This window comes from Hyphomicrobium zavarzinii ATCC 27496, from assembly GCF_000383415.1.
Classification (GTDB): Bacteria; Pseudomonadota; Alphaproteobacteria; order Rhizobiales; family Hyphomicrobiaceae; genus Hyphomicrobium_C; species Hyphomicrobium_C zavarzinii.
On record NZ_KB911255.1, the window covers coordinates 392,240 to 409,066 of the forward strand.

Sequence of the window (16,827 nt, forward strand, 5' to 3'; positions counted from 1 at the left end):
CGCCATGAAAACAACCTCGATATCGACCCTGGCCCTTACCAACGCGACAAGAGAGACGCGCGTCAATCTGCAGACGAAGCTTGCCGAGGCGCAGAAGGAATCGACGACGGGGCGGCATGCCGACGTGGGGCTGAGCCTCGGCTATCTCACACAGCGCACGGTCTCGCTGCGGCAGGATCTCGATCGCCTCAATACGTTCAAGGATACCAATTCGGTCGCCTCGTCGCGGCTCGAGCTGACGCAGACGACGCTCGAAGGCATCGGAGACGCGGCGCAGCAGTTCATGCAGACGCTGATGGCTGCGCGCGCCGCGCGCAGCAGCGACGGCGTCGCCATTACAGACGCGAAGGCCAAGCTGACCTCCTTCACCGCGGCGATGAACACCGCGGTCAACGGCGCCTATATCTTCGCGGGCGTCAACACGGACGTGAAGCCGATCACCGACTACTACGGGACGCCGCCATCGGCCGGCCGGGTGGCAATGGAGAATGCGTTCGTCAGCGAGTTCGGTGTCTCTCAGACCGGGCCCGGCGTCGAGAATATCACCGGCACTCAGATGACGACGTTCCTCGACGGCGCGTTCGGCGATCTGTTCAACAATGCCAACTGGACAACAACGTGGTCGGCGGCTGCGGACCAGAACATCACGACGCGCATTTCGACCAACGAGCGCATCGAGACCTCGACGAATGCCAACGAGGAGGGGCTTCGCAAGATCGCCTCCGTCTATACGATGATCTCGGATATTGGCCTCGAGAACCTCGGCTCGGATGCCTATTACGCCGTGGTGGACAAGGCTATCGCCGTTATGGGCCAGGCGCTCGGCGACCTCACGCAGCTCCGGTCCGGTCTCGGCACGTCGCAGGAGCGTATCTCGGCCGCGAACGATCGCACGGATATTCAGGTGTCGCTCCTCAAGGAGCACATCACCAGTCTCGAAGGCGTAGATCCTTACGAAGCCACTGCAAACGTCAACGCTCTGCTCACGCAAATCGAAACAGCCTACGCACTCACGGCGCGCCTGCAGAACTTGAGCCTCATCAGCCACATCTAAAGCGCAGCCTGAGCGTCCGGAGATTTGGGAAGCCGAATGTACAAGTTCTACTACAACGAGGTCCTCGACGAGTCGCCCAAGGAGGCGAGGGAGCAAGAGCGCTCAGCGCTCGAGCGTTCGATCGCCTTGCTGCAAATCGCCGAGAAGCATGGCTCCCAGTCCCGCGAGGCTGTGGACGCCATCTATTTCGTGCGCAAGCTCTGGGGGATTTTCATAGAGGATCTGGCCAAGGCCGAGAACGGATTGCCGCCGAAGCTCAGGGCGGATCTGGTGTCGGTGGGGCTTTGGGTGATGCGCGAGGCGGAGGAGATCCGGCTCGGACGGTCCTCCAATTTTGCAGGGCTGATCGAAGTATCAAGGACCATTTCGGAGGGATTGAGATGACGACGACGCGGGTCACGCTCCGCCCTGGCGAGCGCATTTTTCTCAACGGCGCGGTGCTGAAATCGGAGGGAAGGTCGTCGTTCGAGATCCTGAACGATGTGCCCTATCTGCTCGAAAACGAGATCATGCAGGTGCAGCAGACGATCACGCCGCTCCGCCAGCTCTATTACATCCTGCAGACCATGGTGATGGAAGCCGATGGCATGGCGATGGCGCGGGGCGTCTATGAGGACACCATGCGCTGGCTGCGGGTAGCCTTCGAAAATCCCATCGTTCTGGCAGGCCTCGACACGATCGGCCAGCAGGTGAACGCCGGGTCGCCGTTCGCGGCGCTCAAGACGCTCCGCACACTCGTCCCGATCGAGGATGCGATCCTCGGCGGAAACAAGGGTTCCGAGCTCCGACTGGTGGAGGCCGGCTGATATGGACGTCGGAAGCTCTACCTCGACCTCGAGCAATCAGCAGACCAACAACTCGTCGTCGACGTCCTCCAGCTCCTCTACGAGCGGGACCTCGACGCTCGGCTACGACGCATTCCTGAAGCTTCTCACCGCGCAGATGAAGTTCCAGGACCCGACGAAGCCCATGGACTCTACCCAATTCGTGGCCCAGCTCGCCTCGTTCTCGAACGTCGAGCAGGCCATGAAGACGAACACGAAGCTTGACTCTCTCATCACGTCGCTGGCGCTCAACCAGGCCGACGGGCTCATCGGGAAGACGGTGACGTCGGCTGACGGCTCGGTGAGCGGCAAGGTCGCCTCCGTGCGCATCGTGTCGACGGGCGCCGTTGCCGTGCTCGAAAGCGGCAAGGAGATCGTGATGGAAGCCGGAGTGAAGGTCTCTTAGTCATGAATCCAGCTGACGCACTCGACATCGGACAGGCGGCCATCTGGACCGTCGTGATCGCGGCTTCGCCCGCGGTTGTTGCAGCAATGTTCGTGGGTATCCTGATCGCGCTTCTGCAGGCGCTCACCCAGGTGCAGGAAATCACGCTCACCTTCGTTCCGAAAATCATCGCGATCCTGGTCGTGACCTCGTTCACGGCCCCGTTCGTCGGATCGGTGATCTTCGCGTTCGCCGAACAGACCTACGCGCGCATCCCTAACGGCTTCTGACGCCGTTCTCTAAGGCCGCGCAGGCGCACGCGTTTTTCTGCGGCGTGTGCCTGGCGGAGACCTTCGCGCAAGGTTGATCGGCCAGACTTTCCTCGGCTTTTTTGTGAGATCGATGATTCTCGCCTCGGGCGGCGTGCGCCCGATGTGATCATCGTCCTGGCTCGGGGGTAGCATGGCCACGACCGTCGCCGTACCTGGCGCACCGGACCGTAGCAGCAGACGCGACATCGGGTTTGCGGTCGGCATCGTCATCATCCTGACGGTGCTGTTCCTGCCGCTGCCCGCGATCATGATCGACGTCGGCCTTGCCTTCTCGATTGCCTTCGCCGTGCTGATCCTCATGGTCTCGCTTTGGATCCACCGTCCGCTCGAGTTCTCCGCCTTTCCGACCGTGCTGCTGATCGCGACCATGCTGCGTCTGTCGCTCAACGTGGCGACGACGCGTCTCATCCTTTCGAATGGCGCCGAGGGCCATACCGCGGCGGGGCACGTGATCGCGGGCTTTGCCAATTTCGTCATGGGCGGCGACTTCGTGATCGGAACCGTGGTGTTCGTGATCCTGATCACGGTGAACTTCCTCGTCATCACGAAGGGCGCCACGCGTATCGCAGAAGTGGGCGCGAGGTTCACCCTCGACGCGATCCCCGGCAAGCAGATGGCGATCGACGCCGACTTGTCGGCCGGCAACATCGACGAGAAGGAAGCCATGCGCCGCAGGCGCGAGCTCGAAGAGGAAAGCGCGTTCTTCGGCTCGATGGACGGTGCCTCGAAGTTCGTGCGCGGCGACGCCATCGCCGGTCTCATCATCACGGCCGTCAACGTGTTCGGCGGCATCATCATCGGCGTCACGCGCCATGATATGGACCTCGGCCACGCAGCCGACGTGTTCGTCCGCCTGTCGGTCGGTGACGGTCTCGTCACCCAGATCCCGGCCCTCATCATCTCGCTGGCCGCGGGCCTTCTCGTTTCGAAGGGCGGCACGCGCGGCTCGGCGGAAATGGCCGTGTTCAGCCAGCTCGGCAATTATCCGCGCGCCCTTGGCGTCGCCGGCGCCGTTCTGCTTGCGCTCGCCGTTGCGCCGGGTCTTCCGTTCCTGCCGTTCGCTCTTCTGGCCGGTGGCCTGATCTTCGTTTCGATCTCGATCCCGAAGAAGCTCGCCGAGGCGAAAGCGGCGGAGGAGGCCGTCAAGAAGGAAGAAGAACGGCGCACCAAGGAAGAAGCGCGTCAATCGGTCAAGGAGCAGCTCAAGACGGCCGAGGTGGAGATCTCTCTCGGCAAGCAGCTTTCCACGGCGCTGCTGTCCTCGCAGGGAGAGCTTGCGCACCGCGTGGGCCGCATGCGGCGCGCGTTCGCCAAGCAATACGGCTTCGTCGTGCCGGAGATCCGGATCAGCGACGATATCGCGATATCCAGCAAGACCTATCAGATCAAGATCCACGGCACGGTCGTGGCGTCGGAAGAACTCAGGATCGGCGACGTTCTGGTCATCACCGGCGATGGGCCGGTGCCGGACGTTCCGGGCGACGAGGCGCGGGAGCCGGCGTTCGGCATGAAGGCGCTGTGGGTCTCCGAGATGTTTGCCAACACCGTGAAGCGCGAAGGCTTCAATCCGGTCGATCCTATGTCGGTGATGCTCACGCACCTGCGCGAGGTGATCCGTGGGAACCTGTCGCAGCTTCTCTCGTACAAGGACATGCGCTCGCTCATCGACCGGCTGGAGCCGGAGTACCGCAGGCTGGTGGACGAGATCATTCCCTCGCAGCTCTCCTACTCCGGCCTGCAGGCGGTGCTGAAGCTCCTGCTCGCAGAGCGCATCTCGATCCGCAATCTTCACCTCATCCTGGAAAGTATCGCCGAGATCGCTCCGCACGTGCGCCGTGCCGAGCAGCTCGCCGAGCATGTGCGCATGCGCATGGCCCAGCAGATCTGCGGGGATCTCGCGGATGCCGGCGTGCTGAAGGTGCTCCGCCTCGGGAACAGGTGGGATCTGGCGTTTCACCAGAGCCTCAAGCGCGACGCGAAGGGAGAGGTGGTGGAGTTCGACATCGATCCACGCCTCATCGAGCAGTTCGGCGCGGAGGCGTCGAAGGTCATTCGTGGCCTTCTCGATCAAGGGCATCAGTTCGTGCTGGTATCGGCGCCGGACGCACGGCCTTATGTGCGCATGGTGACGGAACGGTTGTTCCCGACGCTGCCGGTGCTCTCGCATCTCGAGATTGCACGCGGCGTGCAGGTCAAGGCCTTGGGAACGATCTCGTGATCACGATCACTGCAGGAACGGTGTTGCTCACCTTCCTGGTGTTCTGCCGTATCGGCGGCTGCCTCATGATCATGCCCGGGTTCGGAAGCCCGCGCGTTCCCGTGCAGGTGCGCGTGTTTCTGGCGGTCTCGGTGACGCTCGCACTCGCGCCGATCATCATACCGGAGGTGGAGGGCGATCTCGGGAAGGCCACGCCGCCCGCCATCGCGCAGCTGATCCTTTCCGAGACGATGATCGGCGTCGTGATCGGCATCATGGCGCGCATCTTCTTCCTTGCGCTGCAGTTCATGGGGACGGCAGCGGCCATGCTGGTCGGCTTCAGCGGCATGGCTGATCCGCCTGTCGAAGAGGGTGAACCTGCGCCCGCTGTTGCCACGCTGCTCACGCTCACCGCTACGGTTCTCCTGTTCGTCACCGGGCTGCATGTGGAGGTGATGCGGGCGCTGGTGGCCTCCTACTCGGTGCTGACGGTCGTGGATATGTTCGATCCGCAGTTTGCGCTGGCGAAGGTCACGGATGCGGCTTCGGATTCGTTCATCCTGATCGCCCAGCTCACGAGCCCGTTTCTCGTCTACTCGCTGATCGTCAACTTTCTCTTCGGCATCATGAACAAGATGACGCCGCTCATTCCCGTCTACTTCATCTCGGCGCCGTTCGTGCTCGCGGGAGGGCTTCTGCTTCTCTATTTCACCTTCAGCGAGGCGCTCACGCTGTTCATCTCGGGCTTCCAGATGTTTCTTTCCAACGGGTGACCGCCATGCGGGATCGGGTTCGCGGCCTCAAACGTATTCTGGAAGTACAAAAGCACCTTCACAGCATGGAGGAGCTCAAGTACGCGCGCCTTCAACAGCAAATGACGCGGTGCCAGACGGAGCAGCGAGAGCTGGCGGAAGCATTGTCGGGCGAGGGCGCGCTGCACGGGCTGTTCACCGACGTGACGGTGCGCCGCCTCAAGTCCCTGCGGCAGGAGGAAAGCAAGCTCTTGCCGGAGCTCGAAGCGCAGATGCAGGTCGTGGTGGCGCATGGCGGGCGCGTGCGCAACTCGGAGCGGCTTGCGGAGGAGCTTGCGGTGGAGTTGCGGCGGGTGGAGGAGCGGGAGGAGCTGGAGCGGCTGCTCGAGGCCGGGTTCGCGCAAAGCGGCGCAAGCTCCAAGCAAGACCGTTGAGTCATGGTGAACCTGTCAAGACATCCCCTACGGGAGGGCCTGCTTTTTGGCGGCTGATCTTACAATCCGTCCGATTTCCGATGTGAAGGCCGCGAGCGAGGCTCTGCCTTCTCCGCACCCCACGCATGTGCGCAAGACGCCAGATGTCGCGCAGAAGTTCGAGGCGTTCGTGCTGCAGTCGTTCATCCAGGAGATGATGCCGGATACGGCGGAGGGCGTTTTCGGCTCGGGCATTTCAGGCGATTTCTGGAAGTCGATGATGTCCGAGAAGATCGCGGAGCAGGTGGCCGAGCGCGGTAGCGTCGGCATCGCAGATTACGTGAGGGCCGGTCATGTGGTGCCGGTCCGTCCCGGAGGGTTCTCCTCTCCGGATGTGCTGAGCCACATTTCGACCCTGAACGGCTCGGTGGGGTCGGCACTTGGTATCGAGCCGAATACTGGAGAGTAAACTTATGTTGCAGCGCTTTTCCGTTCCGCCTCAGACACCTCAGCCCGCCCAGAGCGCGCCTCCTCAAGCGGCGTCTCTGCCGCCGAACGCGGGGCGAGGCTCCGTCATTCCGATGCTCGAGGTTTCCATTCAGCGGCTGGAAGAGATCGTGGATCAGGAGACCGCGGCGTTGCGCGATCGCAAGGCGATCGATCTCAAGGACTACAACGATCGCAAGAGCCAGGCACTTTTGGAGCTGACCCGCTCGCTGCGCAACATGCAGGGAGCGGTGCCCAATCCGATGCTCGCAGCGCGCGTGGGCTCGCTGCGCTCCAAGCTCGCGGCGAACCAGCATATGCTCAAGCTCCATCTCGAAGCGGTGCGTGAGATTTCGACTTCGCTGTCGGATGCCATCCGTCAATCGGAATCCGACGGAACCTACACGCGGGCGATTTCGGCCGCTTATAGTCGATCATGATCAAGGTTCTTGCCACGGGTATCTGGGTCTGTGTGGTGACGCTGGCCGCCGTATTCGGCGTGCTCGAATGGCAGAAGAACAGCGGTACCGGGCAAGTCGCCGAATCCGAGAAGAAGCTCGAGGAGCTGCGGACGAAGGCCATCAACGTGCCCATCATCGGCGCGGGCACGATCCAGGGCTACATGGTGGCGCAGTTCGTGTTCACGGTGGACGCCAACGCGCTCAAGAAAGTGCCGGTGAACCCCGAAGTCTACGTTCTCGACGAGGCATTCAAGACCATCTACGCGGGCGAGCAGGTCAACTTCCAGAACATGAAGAAGCAGGACCTGCCGCTGCTTGCTAAAAAGCTCGGCGAGAACGTGAACAAGCGGCTCGGGGTGGAGATGGTGCAGGATGTCCTGATCGACCAGCTCTCCTACATTCCGAAGAAGGACGTGCGCGGTCCGCCGAAGCTGTAGGATCGTGCCGCAGCAGCAGGCGCAGGGAACAAAGATCAGCGGCCGGGCGGCTTCTGGCCATCGTCCTTGGCGGGATCGGGCGCGAGCGCGCGCGCGATCTCCTGGAACGGATCGACGCTCTGCGGGTCGGTCAGGGTCTGCTTCATCGCCTCATAGAGTTTCGGCACGATGTCGATCGCCCTGTCGAGCTCCGCGTCGGCGCCGCGCTGGTAGCCGCCCATGAGGCGGAGATCGCGGGTGTCTTCGAAGTGGGAGATCATGGCGCGCAGCATCATCACGAGCTTGCGCTGCTCCGCCGACCAGACCGTATTGGCCAGACGCGAGACGGACGTGAGAACGTTGACGGCGGGATAGCGGCCCTGGTCGGCGATCTTGCGGTCGAGCACCACGTGACCGTCGAGGGTGCCGCGGATGCTGTCTGCGATGGGATCGTTGTGATCGTCGCCGTCGACGAGCACGGAAAAGACGCCTGTGATCGAACCGGTCCCTTCGGCGCCGGGGCCTGCGCGCTCCAGGAGCTTCGGCAGCTCGCTGAAGACAGACGGCGTGTAGCCTCGGGCGACCGGGGCTTCGCCTGCAGCGAGTGCAACCTCGCGCGTGGCGTGGGCGAAGCGTGTCACCGAATCGACGATGAGCAGCACGCTGTCGCCCGCGTCTCGGAACGCTTCCGCAATGGCGAGCGCGGTCTTCGGGGCAAGGCGGCGCATCATCGGGCTCTCGTCGCCCGTGGAGACCACGGTGACGGCGCGGCTGCGGTTCTGCGCCAGCGCGTCCTCCAGGAACTCGCGAACCTCGCGGCCGCGTTCACCGACGAGCGCGAGGACGACGGTGTCGAAGCCGCGCGAGCGGGCGAGCATGGAGAGCAGGGTTGATTTGCCGACGCCGGAGCCGGCGAAGATGCCGATGCGCTGCCCGGCGCAAAGCGGTGTGAACAGGTCGATGACGCGAACGCCCGATTTGAGCGGCGTGCGGACGCGCTCGCGGCTCATGGCCGATGGAGGCTCTGCGTCGAAGGGGTAGGCGCGAGGGCCTTCGAGCAGCGGTCCCGCGCCGTCGATTGGGGCGCCGAGAGCGTTAAGCACGCGCCCTTTCCACGAGGGATGCGGGCGCAGGCTCTGCTCGCCGTGCTGCCAGACGATGCCGCCCGGGCCGATCTTCAGATTGGCATCGAAAGGCTTGATGGTGGCGCCACTGCCGTCGATGCGCACGACCTCGCCGAGCTGGGGCACGGGGGTCGAGCTGAAGCTCACGCAATCGCCGAGTTTCAGATGCTGGGAGAGACCGGAGACTTGAACGTAAGCGGGCGTGACTTGGGTGACGATGCCGCCGATGCGAACCAGCGGAACGGCCGACGTGGCGTGCGCGATGCGATCACCCAGCCGTTCGAGCGCATTCGGAGGCCGCTTTTCGGCCTTGCGCTCGTTCGCTGTCTCGGTCGCGGGTTTTGTCATGCTGGCTCAGTCTCGAGAGGAACCCGGCGTTGTGCGGCGGGCGCTTGGGTCTAGCTCGTCTCGCCGAGCGTCTTGATGGCGGTGGTTAGGGTCTGCTCGGATTGGGCGATGGAATTGCTGATTGAGTCGAACGACCGCTGGATCTGAATCAATCGCGAGATCTCCGATACGGGATTGACGTTTGCCTGTTCCATGAACCCCTGCAGCAAGCCTACCCTGCTGAAATCGAGCGCCGGCTCGGCAGCCATGTCCGGCATCACGCCGGAGTTCTCGAAGCGGCTGAGGCGTGCCTGGTCAGGAATGGTGAAGAGACCGACGGCGCCAACACGGTTCTGGCCCTGGGTCATGGTGCCGTCGCGGGAAATGCTGGGCGGGCCGCCGTTGGGATTGAGCTGGATCGGCGCGCCGCCGACGTCAAGGACGGGATAGCCGGTCAACGTTCGCAACTCGCCTTCAGGCGTCATGGTCATGCGGCCGTCACGCGTGTATACGGGGCCGTTAGGTCCCTGGAAAGCCAGCCAGGCGTCGCCGGTGACGGCAATGTCCAGCGGGTTCTCGGTGCGCACGACCTCACCGGCCTGGCGCGACAGATAGGTCTGTCCCGTAGAGACGAACGCGGTCGGCTCGTCCGTCTTCTGCGAGATCAACTGCTCGAACTTGATCTCCTCCGCGCGGAAGCCTGCCGTGTTCACGTTGGCGACGTTGTGCGCAAGCGTGTCGAGACGGCGCATGAGCGACAACTGGCCAGACAGCGAGACGTACAGACTTGGCTGCATTCAGCGGCCTCCGAGTTTCAGGGTTTGCAAGGTCGCGAGCACGCCGACGGAGATGCCCACGGGGCTCGCGCCGGTAATGGACGGGACGGCGAGCGAGGCCGACAGCGAGGACGCGGCGTTGTTGAGCTCCCACATGTTGGTGAAGCGGGAGATGAACTTTTCGAGCTTCTTGGGGTCTTTGAAGTCTGCGACGTCGATGCGCTTGGCATACATTTCGGCCTGCTTGTCGATGTCCATCAGCGACGTTTCGGCGGGAATGTTCAAAGCGGTCTGCGCAACCTTGAGGAGCGCTTTGTCGGCGAGGATGCCGAGCGTGCTCGAAATGGTGGGGGCCTTGCGGGCGAAATAGAGCGCGAGGCGAACGCCCTCGTTCTGCTCTCCAGAGCGCTGCTCCAGCGAGATGCGCATGAAGCGGTCGACAGTGCCTTGCTGGGTGTCCGCCGCCTGAGTGGTGGTCTCACCGTTGGCGGCGAAGTTGAAGGTGGAGGCGAGCTCCTTGAAGCGCTTGTCGGTCAGCGTGTTCGCGAAGGCCTTCGAATCAGAAATGCCTTCCTTCAGGACCTTTTTGACGAACGCCTTGGCGTAGGTCATGTCCTCGAGGCCGAACGCCTTCATGGCAAAACGATAAATGCGGTCGTTCTTGATGAAATCGTCGACCGTTTTGATTTGCCCGATATTCTCTAGATAATATTTTGATTCGCGCGCGATCTGCGGATCCTTCGAAAGCGTGGTGAGCGACTTCGAGAGGTTCTGGGCGATTAGTCTGTAGCTATCGGACGTTGTGAGCACGGTTTTCGGCCTCGCGTGTCTCGGGTTGCCAGTTTCGTCAAGCCGCCTTGCCTCAGGCTGACGTCAATTCGTTCTGCAACTAGCTCGAGTGATTTGGGACGCGGCACGCGACGGGAGCATCCGGGAGGCCTGCCAGGGCCGGACCACAGATCAGGCTCGCACAAGGAGGTCACCGCTAGTAATGCGTTAACAACCATTAACGCGAGGTTAGCTCGTGACGATCATCCTCGGTCTCGTCGTTATGCTCGGATGTATGCTCGGTGGCTTCATGGCCATGGGCGGGCATGTGGAAGTGCTGTGGCAGCCGTGGGAATTCGTCATCATTCTCGGCACGTCGCTCGGTACCTTCATCGTCGCCAATCCGATGAAGGTGATCAAGGACGCGGGCAAGGGCCTCGGCGAAGCATTCGGCAATGCCGCGCCCTCGGGACGCCAGTACCTCGACGTGATGGGGCTTCTCTACTCGCTCATGCGAGAGCTGCGCAGCAAGCCGCGCAACGAGGTCGAGAAGCACATCGACCAGCCGGCAGAATCGCCCATCTTCCAGAAATTCGCGACGGTGCTGAAGAACAAGGATCTCACCGTCTTCATTTGCGACTATTGCCGTCTCATCATCATCGGCAACGCACGCACACACGAGGTCGAGGCGTTGATGGACGAGGAGATCCAGACGCTGCGCCACGACAAGCTCAAAGCCTATCAGGCGCTGACCAATGTCGCGGACGGCCTTCCTGCCATCGGCATCATCGCGGCGGTGCTCGGCGTCGTGAAGGCCATGGGCGCGATTTCGGAGCCGCCGGAGGTTCTCGGTCACCTGATCGGCGCGGCGCTGGTTGGAACGTTCGCAGGCATTTTCTTCTCCTACGGCGTGTTCGGCCCGCTCGCGACAAAGGTGAAGGTGGGCCGCGAGAAGCAGATGCGCCTCTACATCGTCGCCAAGCAGACGCTTCTGGCCTTCATGAACGGGGCCATGCCGCAGGTCGCGGTCGAGTATGGGCGCAAGACCATTTCCGCCTACGAGCGTCCGACCATCGACGAGGTGGAAGCAGAGACGGTGGGCGGCGGAGGCGGCGGCGAGGCCAAGAAGGCCGCGTAAGCCGCACGGGCGCCCGCAGGATTTTACGTAACGCGAGTCTTTCGGATCATTTTTGAAACGCAGTCAACCCAGGTAGCCCGCGATGAGCCAAGAAGGTTCCGATTTTCGTCCCGCCGCAGCCGAGCTGCAGTCGATCAATGATCCGGGGCAGGGTGAGGTAGACGGGGCCGCGAAGGCGGCTCTTGGCCAGAAGCCGCGCCATCTGGAGACGGTGCTGCAAATCCCCGTCTCGGTGAAGATCGTGCTCGGGTCGGCGACGATGCCGGTTGCGAACGTTCTGAAGCTCGGACGTGGCGCTGTAGTTCCGCTCGACCGTAAGGTGGGCGAGCCTGTCGACGTGGTGGTGAACGGCCGTGTCATCGCCCGGGGCGAGGTGGTGGTGCTCGACGAGGACAATTCGCGGTTCGGCGTGTCGCTGACGGAAGTCATCGGCAGCTCGGCGCCGACGCGGGTAGCCTGATCGCGAGACTATTGCGCAACCGTGCTTTTTTCAGCGGCGGCGCCCGTTTCCACTTATTGCCCATTCTGAGCAGGTCTCATCTCGATGTCAGAGGCGCCAGACAAAGAGAGTAAAACAGAAGAGGCAACAGAGAAGAAGATCCGCGATTCGCTCGACAAGGGCCAAGTCCCTCACTCGCGCGAAGCGACCACTCTGGCCTCTATGCTCGCGATCCTCATCGCGGTCTACTTCCTGATCTCCGACAACGTGGTGAAGCTGCGCTTCTCGCTCGAGAGCTTCATCGATCATCCTGGAAGCTTCTCGGTCGGAACAGGTGCGGACGCATCTGCGATCCTGCTCGTGGTGGCGATCGAGGCGGCGAAGGTGATCGCACCCGTCGTTCTGGTGCTGGCGGTCGCGGGCGTCGCAGCGTCGTTCCTGCAGAATCAGCCGCAATTCGTCGTGGACCGGATCGAGCCCAAGCTCGAGCGCATCTCGATCGCCAAGGGATGGAGCCGGATTTTCGGCGTACAGGGCCAGGTCGAGTTCCTGAAGAGCCTGTTCAAGCTCTCGATCGTGGCGGTGGGCGGCTACATCGCGCTAGGCGGCTCTTACCGCGAAATGTTCAACGCGCTGTTCATGGAGCCGACCGCAATCCCGGGCCTGATGCAGGATCTCAGCATTCGGTTTCTATCGGCCGTGGTGGTTACGACGGCTATCCTCGTCGCGGCGGATCTCGCCTGGTCGCGCTTCTCCTGGCGCAAAGAGCTGCGCATGACCAAGCAGGAGGTCAAGGATGAGCACAAGCAGGTCGAAGGCGATCCGCTCATCAAGATGCGCTTGAGGTCTCTGCAGAGAGACCGTTCGCGGCGCCGGATGATGGCGGAGGTGCCGAGAGCGACGCTGATCGTCGCCAATCCGACGCATTATTCCGTCGCATTGCGCTATGTGCGGGAAGAAGGAGGCGCGCCAGTCGTTCTTGCTAAAGGCAAGGATCTCATCGCGTTGAAGATCCGGTTCATCGCCGAGCAAAATAATATTCCGATTTATGAGGACCGGGCGCTGGCACGCTCGCTCTACGCAAGCGTCGAGGTGGATAAGATGATTCCACCGGAGTTCTACAAGGCCGTGGCCGGCGTCATTCTGTTCCTGCAGCAGCGGGGACAACAGCCACGACGGGCCGTGTGAGGATCGAGATATGCTGAAGCAGGGCAAAGATTATTCGCGCGAGCGTGAAAAGGCACTGGCCGAAGGCATGAGGGATGTAGCCTCGGAGCTGAGGCTCGTCGATCCTGCCGATTTCATCGCTTTCATCCGAACGGAGCAGTTCGGAAACATCCGCAATCTCGTCAACTCGTCCACCGAGATGTTCTTCAAGCCCGGGACGATCTGCTTTGGACTTTCAGGAGAGGTGGATCTGCCGTGGGGATGCGCGCCGTGCATCTCGCTCGACATGGAGTTCCATCATCTCAACGTCTCGGCCTACTTCCGTCTGGTGCTGCAATCCCTGCAAGCGGGGATCGAGATCAGCTACGTATCTTTCGAGGGTGGCTCCGAAGATCCGGACAAGAACACGGCCCGCCTCGTCGAGGCGATCGAGGACGCGCGCCTCGTGCCGACGAGCCGAGGACATCGGCCGCAAGCGGATACGGGCGCGCGCGCCGAGCACTAGATCCCTGCGGATTGCTCGTTACTGGAGCCTGAACTCGGCTCCAATCAACTTCAGCTCGCACGGCTTTACGAGACCTGAGTGCGCAACGAGAACCTGATGAAGTTTGCCTTCCAGGTTGTGCGACCAGAAGTCGAGGAAGCTCTTCAATTTTGGAAAGCGCGGGTGCAGGTCGTAGTCTTGCCAGATGTAGCTCTGCATCAGCGACGGGTGGTCGGGCAGGCGGTAAATGATCTCGGCGGTCGTTAGACTGTAGCCCGCAAGCATGCGGACAAAGTCGTTGTCGGCTGTGCTCAAGGTTGGCTCCCCCGGTTGCCAGGTTCACGCAAACAGGGTACGTGAAATTCAGAAATTTCCAATTATTATTTATTGCAATCAATTGCTTAGCAGCATCTCGGTGGTGTTGCTAACAGCTTGCCTAGTGATTTTGCATCGCTTCGCTAGACTGCCTAAACCTCGTTCGCTTTCTTCGTTTGCGATGGCTCTTCATTTCCGCTCGGAGCCGAGCTGATGCTTGCCGCGGCGCTCACAAGCTTCACGACGTTCTTCGCCACGATCGGTCCGATCGAGGCGGCTGTGCTGTTCGCAACGCTGACCCCCAAGGTCTCGGCGGCGGAGCGTAGGCGAATCGCGATGCGTGCGACGTTCATCGCGAGCGTCATTCTGGGGGCTTCCACGCTTGCAGGCGGTCCGCTGCTGAAGCAACTCGGCGTTTCGATCCCGGCCTTGCAGACCGCGGGCGGAGTCATTCTGCTCGTCATTGCGCTCGACATGGTGTTCGCGCGGCCAACTAGTGCGTTCAAGCTCACTCCTCCGGAAGGAGCAGAGGCGCAGCACAAGGAAGATCTTGCCGTCTTTCCCCTCGCGACGCCGCTGCTTGCAGGGCCCGGCGCGATGAGTGCGGGTATCCTGCTCGCGGCCAACGCGCACGGCGATGCGTTCGCTCTTTCCATGACGCTTGCCGCGCTCGCGACCGTGATGGCGCTCACGCTCGCGCTGCTGATGCTCGCTCATGACGTGACGCGTTTCATCGGGGTGACTGCGCAACGCGTGCTGATGCGGGTGTTCGGCATTCTGCTGGCCGCCATCGCGGTGCAGGCGCTCTTCAACGGCATCGGCGCGAGCGGGCTGATCCCCGCGCATGGCTAGCGGACGCTCACCGAGACGACGTTAACACTTTCAGCCGCCGATGATTTCTCTCCCTGCTCAGGGTCGCACGCGCGGACAATCACAAGGTTCAGACAAGATTAGAGACCTAAAACCGATGGAGGCTCAGAGGGGACTGCGCTTCCCATGGATTCCATCAACTTCTTCTCGATCGCGTCTCAGCAGAACCGCTGGCTTTCGGTGCGCCAGTCGGTGCTCGCGCAGAACGTCGCGAATGCGAACACGCCCGGATACAAGGCGCTCGACGTGGAGCCCTTCGAGGCAGTTCTCAACTCGACCGGCATCGAGATGCGTAAGACGCAGGCCAACCATCTCAGCCCCACGAGCGGCGCCGGCAGCGATGCCGACACCGAGGAATCGGCGAAGTGGCAGGTGGTGCATTCGGGGAACAGCGTGAGCCTCGAAGAGCAGATGCTCAAGTCCGGCGAGGTGGCCGGCGCCTACGCACGCAACACGAGCGTGCTGAAGACGTTCCATCGCATGCTTCTAGCCGCGTCGCGGGGGTAAGACATGGCCGATCCGATGCAAGTTGCGATCAAGGTGGCCGCCTCGGGGCTCGAGGCGCAGTCGCGGCGCATGCTGGTCGTGTCGGAAAACCTGGCCAACGCGTCATCGACTGGCAAGACGCCGGGCTCCAATCCCTATACGCGCAAGACCGTCAGCTTCGAATCGGCCCTCGACGATGCGTCCGGCGCCAAGATGGTGCAGGTGGATCGCGTCGATCTCGACCGCAAGCCCTATCGCATCGAATACGATCCGAGCCATCCGGCGGCGGATGCCAACGGCAACGTCAAGCTGCCCAACGTGGATATGCTGGTGGAGCTCGCGGACATGCGCGAGACCAATCGGTCCTATGAAGCGAACCTGCAGGTGGTGAAGCAGGCCCGCTCGCTGATCTCGATGACCATCGATCTTCTCAGGAGCTCGTGATGCTGGACGGCGTCGGCAAGCTTTCTCCTTACGGCGGATTTGCCGGAACGGTCGGCGCGGGCCAGATCGCCCAGCCGACGCCGGTCGTCGGCACGCCGAACACGGTCAAGACCGAGACGCTTCCTACCGATTTCGGGACGGTGCTCGGGCAGATGACGCTCGATGCGATCACGACGCTCAAATCCGGCGAGCAGACCGCCGTCGCGGGCGTTCGCGGACAAGCAACCACGCAGCAGGTGGTCGAGGCCGTGATGGCCGCCGAGCAGACGCTGCAAGCCGGTATCGCCATTCGCGACAAGGTCGTCGCTGCGTATCTCGAAATCAGCCGTATGACCATTTAACGGTACAAGCAGGACACCTTCATGAGAGCGCTTTCGATTGCTGCGACCGGTATGAATGCGCAGCAGACAAACCTGGAGGTGATCGCGAACAATATCGCGAACATCAACACCACCGGGTACAAGCGGGCACGGGCCGAGTTCACGGACCTGCTGTATCAGGCGGAGCGGGCGCTGGGAGCGCCGGCGCGCGGCGGTGAATCCAACGTGCCGGAAGGCGCGTACGTGGGCCTCGGCGTGCGCACGGCGGCCGTCCGGCATCTGCACGAGCAGGGCTCGCTCGCACAGACCACCAATCCGCTCGATCTCGCGATCAATGGCCGGGGCTGGTTCCAGATCACCGGGCCCGAGGGCGAGACGTTCTATACGCGCGATGGCGCCTTCAACAAAAACGACCAGGGGCAGATCGTGACCCTCGACGGGTACGAGGTGCAGCCTGCGATGACGGTTCCGCAGGATACGACGAAGATCGTCGTCAACGAGACGGGCGAGGTCTACGCGACGATCGCGGGCCAGACGCAGCCCCAGCTTATCGGCCAGCTTACGATGGCGGCGTTCGTCAACGACGCTGGTCTCGAGCCCATGGGCGGCAACCTTTATCGGCAGACGCAATCGTCCGGCGATCCGGTCACGGGCGTGCCCGGAGATGCTGGTTTCGGACGTATCCACCAGGGCTATCTCGAAAACTCCAACGTCGATGCGGTGAAGGAGATCACGCAGCTCATTTCGGCGCAGCGCGCCTATGAAATGAACTCGAAGGTCATCCAGACGGTCGATGCGATGTACGGCACTGTCGCCAACAACATGCGGTAGGCGTGAAAAGGAGCGGTG

General features: G+C 62.3%; 24 protein-coding genes. 20 read left to right on the plus strand and 4 right to left on the minus strand.

Annotation, left to right across the window (positions count from 1 at the left end; genetic code table 11):
* The first annotated feature begins 4 nt into the window (after positions 1 to 4).
* From F812_RS0101845 to F812_RS0101895, 11 genes are all read left to right on the plus strand, one after another.
* Positions 5 to 1,054 carry a flagellar hook-associated family protein gene (locus F812_RS0101845; RefSeq protein WP_020084251.1) on the plus strand — a complete coding sequence of 350 codons (1,050 nt, stop codon included), beginning with the start codon at positions 5 to 7 and terminating at the stop codon, positions 1,052 to 1,054.
* A gap of 36 nt (positions 1,055 to 1,090) precedes the next feature.
* On the plus strand, positions 1,091 to 1,438 hold the full coding sequence (flaF, locus tag F812_RS0101850; protein WP_020084252.1) for a flagellar biosynthesis regulator FlaF: 348 nt from the start codon (positions 1,091 to 1,093) through the stop codon (positions 1,436 to 1,438).
* Positions 1,435 to 1,860 (plus strand): flagellar biosynthesis repressor FlbT, encoded by a 426-nt coding sequence (locus F812_RS22195; RefSeq protein WP_020084253.1) that lies wholly within the window; start codon positions 1,435 to 1,437, stop codon positions 1,858 to 1,860. Before flaF ends, F812_RS22195 begins: the two co-directional genes overlap by 4 nt.
* A gap of 1 nt (position 1,861) precedes the next feature.
* Positions 1,862 to 2,284 (plus strand): flagellar hook assembly protein FlgD, encoded by a 423-nt coding sequence (gene flgD / locus F812_RS0101860; protein ID WP_020084254.1) that lies wholly within the window; start codon positions 1,862 to 1,864, stop codon positions 2,282 to 2,284.
* 2 nt (positions 2,285 to 2,286) lie between these two features.
* On the plus strand, positions 2,287 to 2,553 hold the full coding sequence (locus tag F812_RS0101865; protein ID WP_020084255.1) for a flagellar biosynthetic protein FliQ: 267 nt from the start codon (positions 2,287 to 2,289) through the stop codon (positions 2,551 to 2,553).
* 172 nt (positions 2,554 to 2,725) lie between these two features.
* Positions 2,726 to 4,813 carry a flagellar biosynthesis protein FlhA gene (gene flhA, locus F812_RS0101870; protein WP_020084256.1) on the plus strand — a complete coding sequence of 696 codons (2,088 nt, stop codon included), beginning with the start codon at positions 2,726 to 2,728 and terminating at the stop codon, positions 4,811 to 4,813.
* Positions 4,810 to 5,565, plus strand: a complete 756-nt coding sequence (locus tag F812_RS0101875; RefSeq protein ID WP_020084257.1) for a flagellar biosynthetic protein FliR — start codon at positions 4,810 to 4,812, stop codon at positions 5,563 to 5,565. Before flhA ends, F812_RS0101875 begins: the two co-directional genes overlap by 4 nt.
* Positions 5,566 to 5,570: 5 nt before the next feature.
* Positions 5,571 to 5,978: a hypothetical protein gene (locus F812_RS0101880; protein WP_156827174.1), complete on the plus strand. Its 408-nt coding sequence runs from the start codon at positions 5,571 to 5,573 to the stop codon at positions 5,976 to 5,978.
* 46 nt (positions 5,979 to 6,024) lie between these two features.
* Positions 6,025 to 6,426, plus strand: coding sequence for a rod-binding protein (locus F812_RS22200; protein ID WP_020084259.1), 402 nt, complete (start codon positions 6,025 to 6,027; stop codon positions 6,424 to 6,426).
* A gap of 4 nt (positions 6,427 to 6,430) precedes the next feature.
* Positions 6,431 to 6,883 carry a hypothetical protein gene (locus F812_RS22205; RefSeq protein ID WP_020084260.1) on the plus strand — a complete coding sequence of 151 codons (453 nt, stop codon included), beginning with the start codon at positions 6,431 to 6,433 and terminating at the stop codon, positions 6,881 to 6,883.
* A complete protein-coding gene (locus F812_RS0101895; protein ID WP_020084261.1) occupies positions 6,880 to 7,341 on the plus strand; it encodes a hypothetical protein in 462 nt (153 codons plus the stop codon). The genes F812_RS22205 and F812_RS0101895 overlap by 4 nt, the downstream gene beginning before the upstream one ends.
* Before the next feature lie 35 nt (positions 7,342 to 7,376).
* On the opposite strand, the gene fliI is transcribed toward F812_RS0101895, so the two are convergent.
* The 3 genes from fliI to F812_RS0101910 are packed head-to-tail and all read right to left on the minus strand — an operon-like array spanning position 7,377 to position 10,357.
* Entirely contained in the window at positions 7,377 to 8,792 is a 1,416-nt protein-coding gene (fliI, locus tag F812_RS0101900) for a flagellar protein export ATPase FliI (RefSeq protein ID WP_020084262.1), read from the minus strand.
* 50 nt (positions 8,793 to 8,842) lie between these two features.
* Positions 8,843 to 9,568, minus strand: a complete 726-nt coding sequence (flgF, locus tag F812_RS0101905) for a flagellar basal-body rod protein FlgF (RefSeq protein WP_020084263.1) — start codon at positions 9,566 to 9,568, stop codon at positions 8,843 to 8,845.
* Entirely contained in the window at positions 9,569 to 10,357 is a 789-nt protein-coding gene (locus tag F812_RS0101910) for a DUF1217 domain-containing protein (RefSeq protein ID WP_020084264.1), read from the minus strand.
* 214 nt (positions 10,358 to 10,571) lie between these two features.
* Between F812_RS0101910 and motA the strand changes: the two genes are divergently transcribed.
* From motA to F812_RS0101930, 4 genes are all read left to right on the plus strand, one after another.
* Positions 10,572 to 11,453 carry a flagellar motor stator protein MotA gene (gene motA / locus F812_RS0101915; protein ID WP_020084265.1) on the plus strand — a complete coding sequence of 294 codons (882 nt, stop codon included), beginning with the start codon at positions 10,572 to 10,574 and terminating at the stop codon, positions 11,451 to 11,453.
* 82 nt (positions 11,454 to 11,535) lie between these two features.
* The gene (fliN, locus tag F812_RS0101920) at positions 11,536 to 11,913 is read left to right on the plus strand and encodes a flagellar motor switch protein FliN (protein WP_020084266.1); all 378 of its coding nucleotides are present in this window, start codon (positions 11,536 to 11,538) and stop codon (positions 11,911 to 11,913) included.
* 84 nt (positions 11,914 to 11,997) lie between these two features.
* Positions 11,998 to 13,080: a flagellar biosynthesis protein FlhB gene (flhB, locus tag F812_RS0101925; protein ID WP_020084267.1), complete on the plus strand. Its 1,083-nt coding sequence runs from the start codon at positions 11,998 to 12,000 to the stop codon at positions 13,078 to 13,080.
* A gap of 10 nt (positions 13,081 to 13,090) precedes the next feature.
* The gene (locus F812_RS0101930) at positions 13,091 to 13,564 is read left to right on the plus strand and encodes a hypothetical protein (protein WP_020084268.1); all 474 of its coding nucleotides are present in this window, start codon (positions 13,091 to 13,093) and stop codon (positions 13,562 to 13,564) included.
* Between the two features lie 18 nt (positions 13,565 to 13,582).
* Here the strand turns inward: F812_RS0101930 and F812_RS0101935 are convergent, their stop codons facing one another.
* The gene (locus tag F812_RS0101935; protein WP_020084269.1) at positions 13,583 to 13,858 is read right to left on the minus strand and encodes an usg protein; all 276 of its coding nucleotides are present in this window, start codon (positions 13,856 to 13,858) and stop codon (positions 13,583 to 13,585) included.
* A 213-nt stretch (positions 13,859 to 14,071) separates the two neighbouring features.
* On the opposite strand from F812_RS0101935, the gene F812_RS0101940 reads away from it, so the two are divergent.
* The 5 genes from F812_RS0101940 (at position 14,072) to flgG (ending at position 16,809) form a co-directional block, all read left to right on the plus strand.
* Positions 14,072 to 14,710 (plus strand): MarC family protein, encoded by a 639-nt coding sequence (locus tag F812_RS0101940; RefSeq protein ID WP_020084270.1) that lies wholly within the window; start codon positions 14,072 to 14,074, stop codon positions 14,708 to 14,710.
* Between the two features lie 144 nt (positions 14,711 to 14,854).
* Positions 14,855 to 15,235 carry a flagellar basal body rod protein FlgB gene (gene flgB, locus F812_RS0101945; RefSeq protein ID WP_020084271.1) on the plus strand — a complete coding sequence of 127 codons (381 nt, stop codon included), beginning with the start codon at positions 14,855 to 14,857 and terminating at the stop codon, positions 15,233 to 15,235.
* A gap of 3 nt (positions 15,236 to 15,238) precedes the next feature.
* A complete protein-coding gene (gene flgC / locus F812_RS0101950) occupies positions 15,239 to 15,658 on the plus strand; it encodes a flagellar basal body rod protein FlgC (protein ID WP_020084272.1) in 420 nt (139 codons plus the stop codon).
* Positions 15,658 to 15,999, plus strand: a complete 342-nt coding sequence (gene fliE / locus F812_RS26905) for a flagellar hook-basal body complex protein FliE (RefSeq protein ID WP_020084273.1) — start codon at positions 15,658 to 15,660, stop codon at positions 15,997 to 15,999. The genes flgC and fliE overlap by 1 nt, the downstream gene beginning before the upstream one ends.
* Before the next feature lie 21 nt (positions 16,000 to 16,020).
* Positions 16,021 to 16,809 carry a flagellar basal-body rod protein FlgG gene (flgG, locus tag F812_RS0101960; protein ID WP_026867773.1) on the plus strand — a complete coding sequence of 263 codons (789 nt, stop codon included), beginning with the start codon at positions 16,021 to 16,023 and terminating at the stop codon, positions 16,807 to 16,809.
* The last annotated feature ends 18 nt before the right edge of the window (positions 16,810 to 16,827 follow it).

Bases quoted from the DNA above. Each gene is read 5' to 3' on its own strand.
- F812_RS0101845 (WP_020084251.1), top strand. From the start codon at position 5: ATGAAAACAACCTCGATATCGACCCTGGCCCTTACCAACGCGACAAGA.
- flaF (WP_020084252.1), top strand. From the start codon at position 1,091: ATGTACAAGTTCTACTACAACGAGGTCCTCGACGAGTCGCCCAAGGAG.
- F812_RS22195 (WP_020084253.1), top strand. From the start codon at position 1,435: ATGACGACGACGCGGGTCACGCTCCGCCCTGGCGAGCGCATTTTTCTC.
- flgD (WP_020084254.1), top strand. From the start codon at position 1,862: ATGGACGTCGGAAGCTCTACCTCGACCTCGAGCAATCAGCAGACCAAC.
- F812_RS0101865 (WP_020084255.1), top strand. From the start codon at position 2,287: ATGAATCCAGCTGACGCACTCGACATCGGACAGGCGGCCATCTGGACC.
- flhA (WP_020084256.1), top strand. From the start codon at position 2,726: ATGGCCACGACCGTCGCCGTACCTGGCGCACCGGACCGTAGCAGCAGA.
- F812_RS0101880 (WP_156827174.1), top strand. From the start codon at position 5,571: ATGCGGGATCGGGTTCGCGGCCTCAAACGTATTCTGGAAGTACAAAAG.
- F812_RS22205 (WP_020084260.1), top strand. From the start codon at position 6,431: ATGTTGCAGCGCTTTTCCGTTCCGCCTCAGACACCTCAGCCCGCCCAG.
- F812_RS0101895 (WP_020084261.1), top strand. From the start codon at position 6,880: ATGATCAAGGTTCTTGCCACGGGTATCTGGGTCTGTGTGGTGACGCTG.
- fliI (WP_020084262.1), bottom strand. From the start codon at position 8,792: ATGACAAAACCCGCGACCGAGACAGCGAACGAGCGCAAGGCCGAAAAG.
- flgF (WP_020084263.1), bottom strand. From the start codon at position 9,568: ATGCAGCCAAGTCTGTACGTCTCGCTGTCTGGCCAGTTGTCGCTCATG.
- fliN (WP_020084266.1), top strand. From the start codon at position 11,536: ATGAGCCAAGAAGGTTCCGATTTTCGTCCCGCCGCAGCCGAGCTGCAG.
- flhB (WP_020084267.1), top strand. From the start codon at position 11,998: ATGTCAGAGGCGCCAGACAAAGAGAGTAAAACAGAAGAGGCAACAGAG.
- F812_RS0101930 (WP_020084268.1), top strand. From the start codon at position 13,091: ATGCTGAAGCAGGGCAAAGATTATTCGCGCGAGCGTGAAAAGGCACTG.
- F812_RS0101940 (WP_020084270.1), top strand. From the start codon at position 14,072: ATGCTTGCCGCGGCGCTCACAAGCTTCACGACGTTCTTCGCCACGATC.
- flgB (WP_020084271.1), top strand. From the start codon at position 14,855: ATGGATTCCATCAACTTCTTCTCGATCGCGTCTCAGCAGAACCGCTGG.
- flgC (WP_020084272.1), top strand. From the start codon at position 15,239: ATGGCCGATCCGATGCAAGTTGCGATCAAGGTGGCCGCCTCGGGGCTC.
- fliE (WP_020084273.1), top strand. From the start codon at position 15,658: ATGCTGGACGGCGTCGGCAAGCTTTCTCCTTACGGCGGATTTGCCGGA.
- flgG (WP_026867773.1), top strand. From the start codon at position 16,021: ATGAGAGCGCTTTCGATTGCTGCGACCGGTATGAATGCGCAGCAGACA.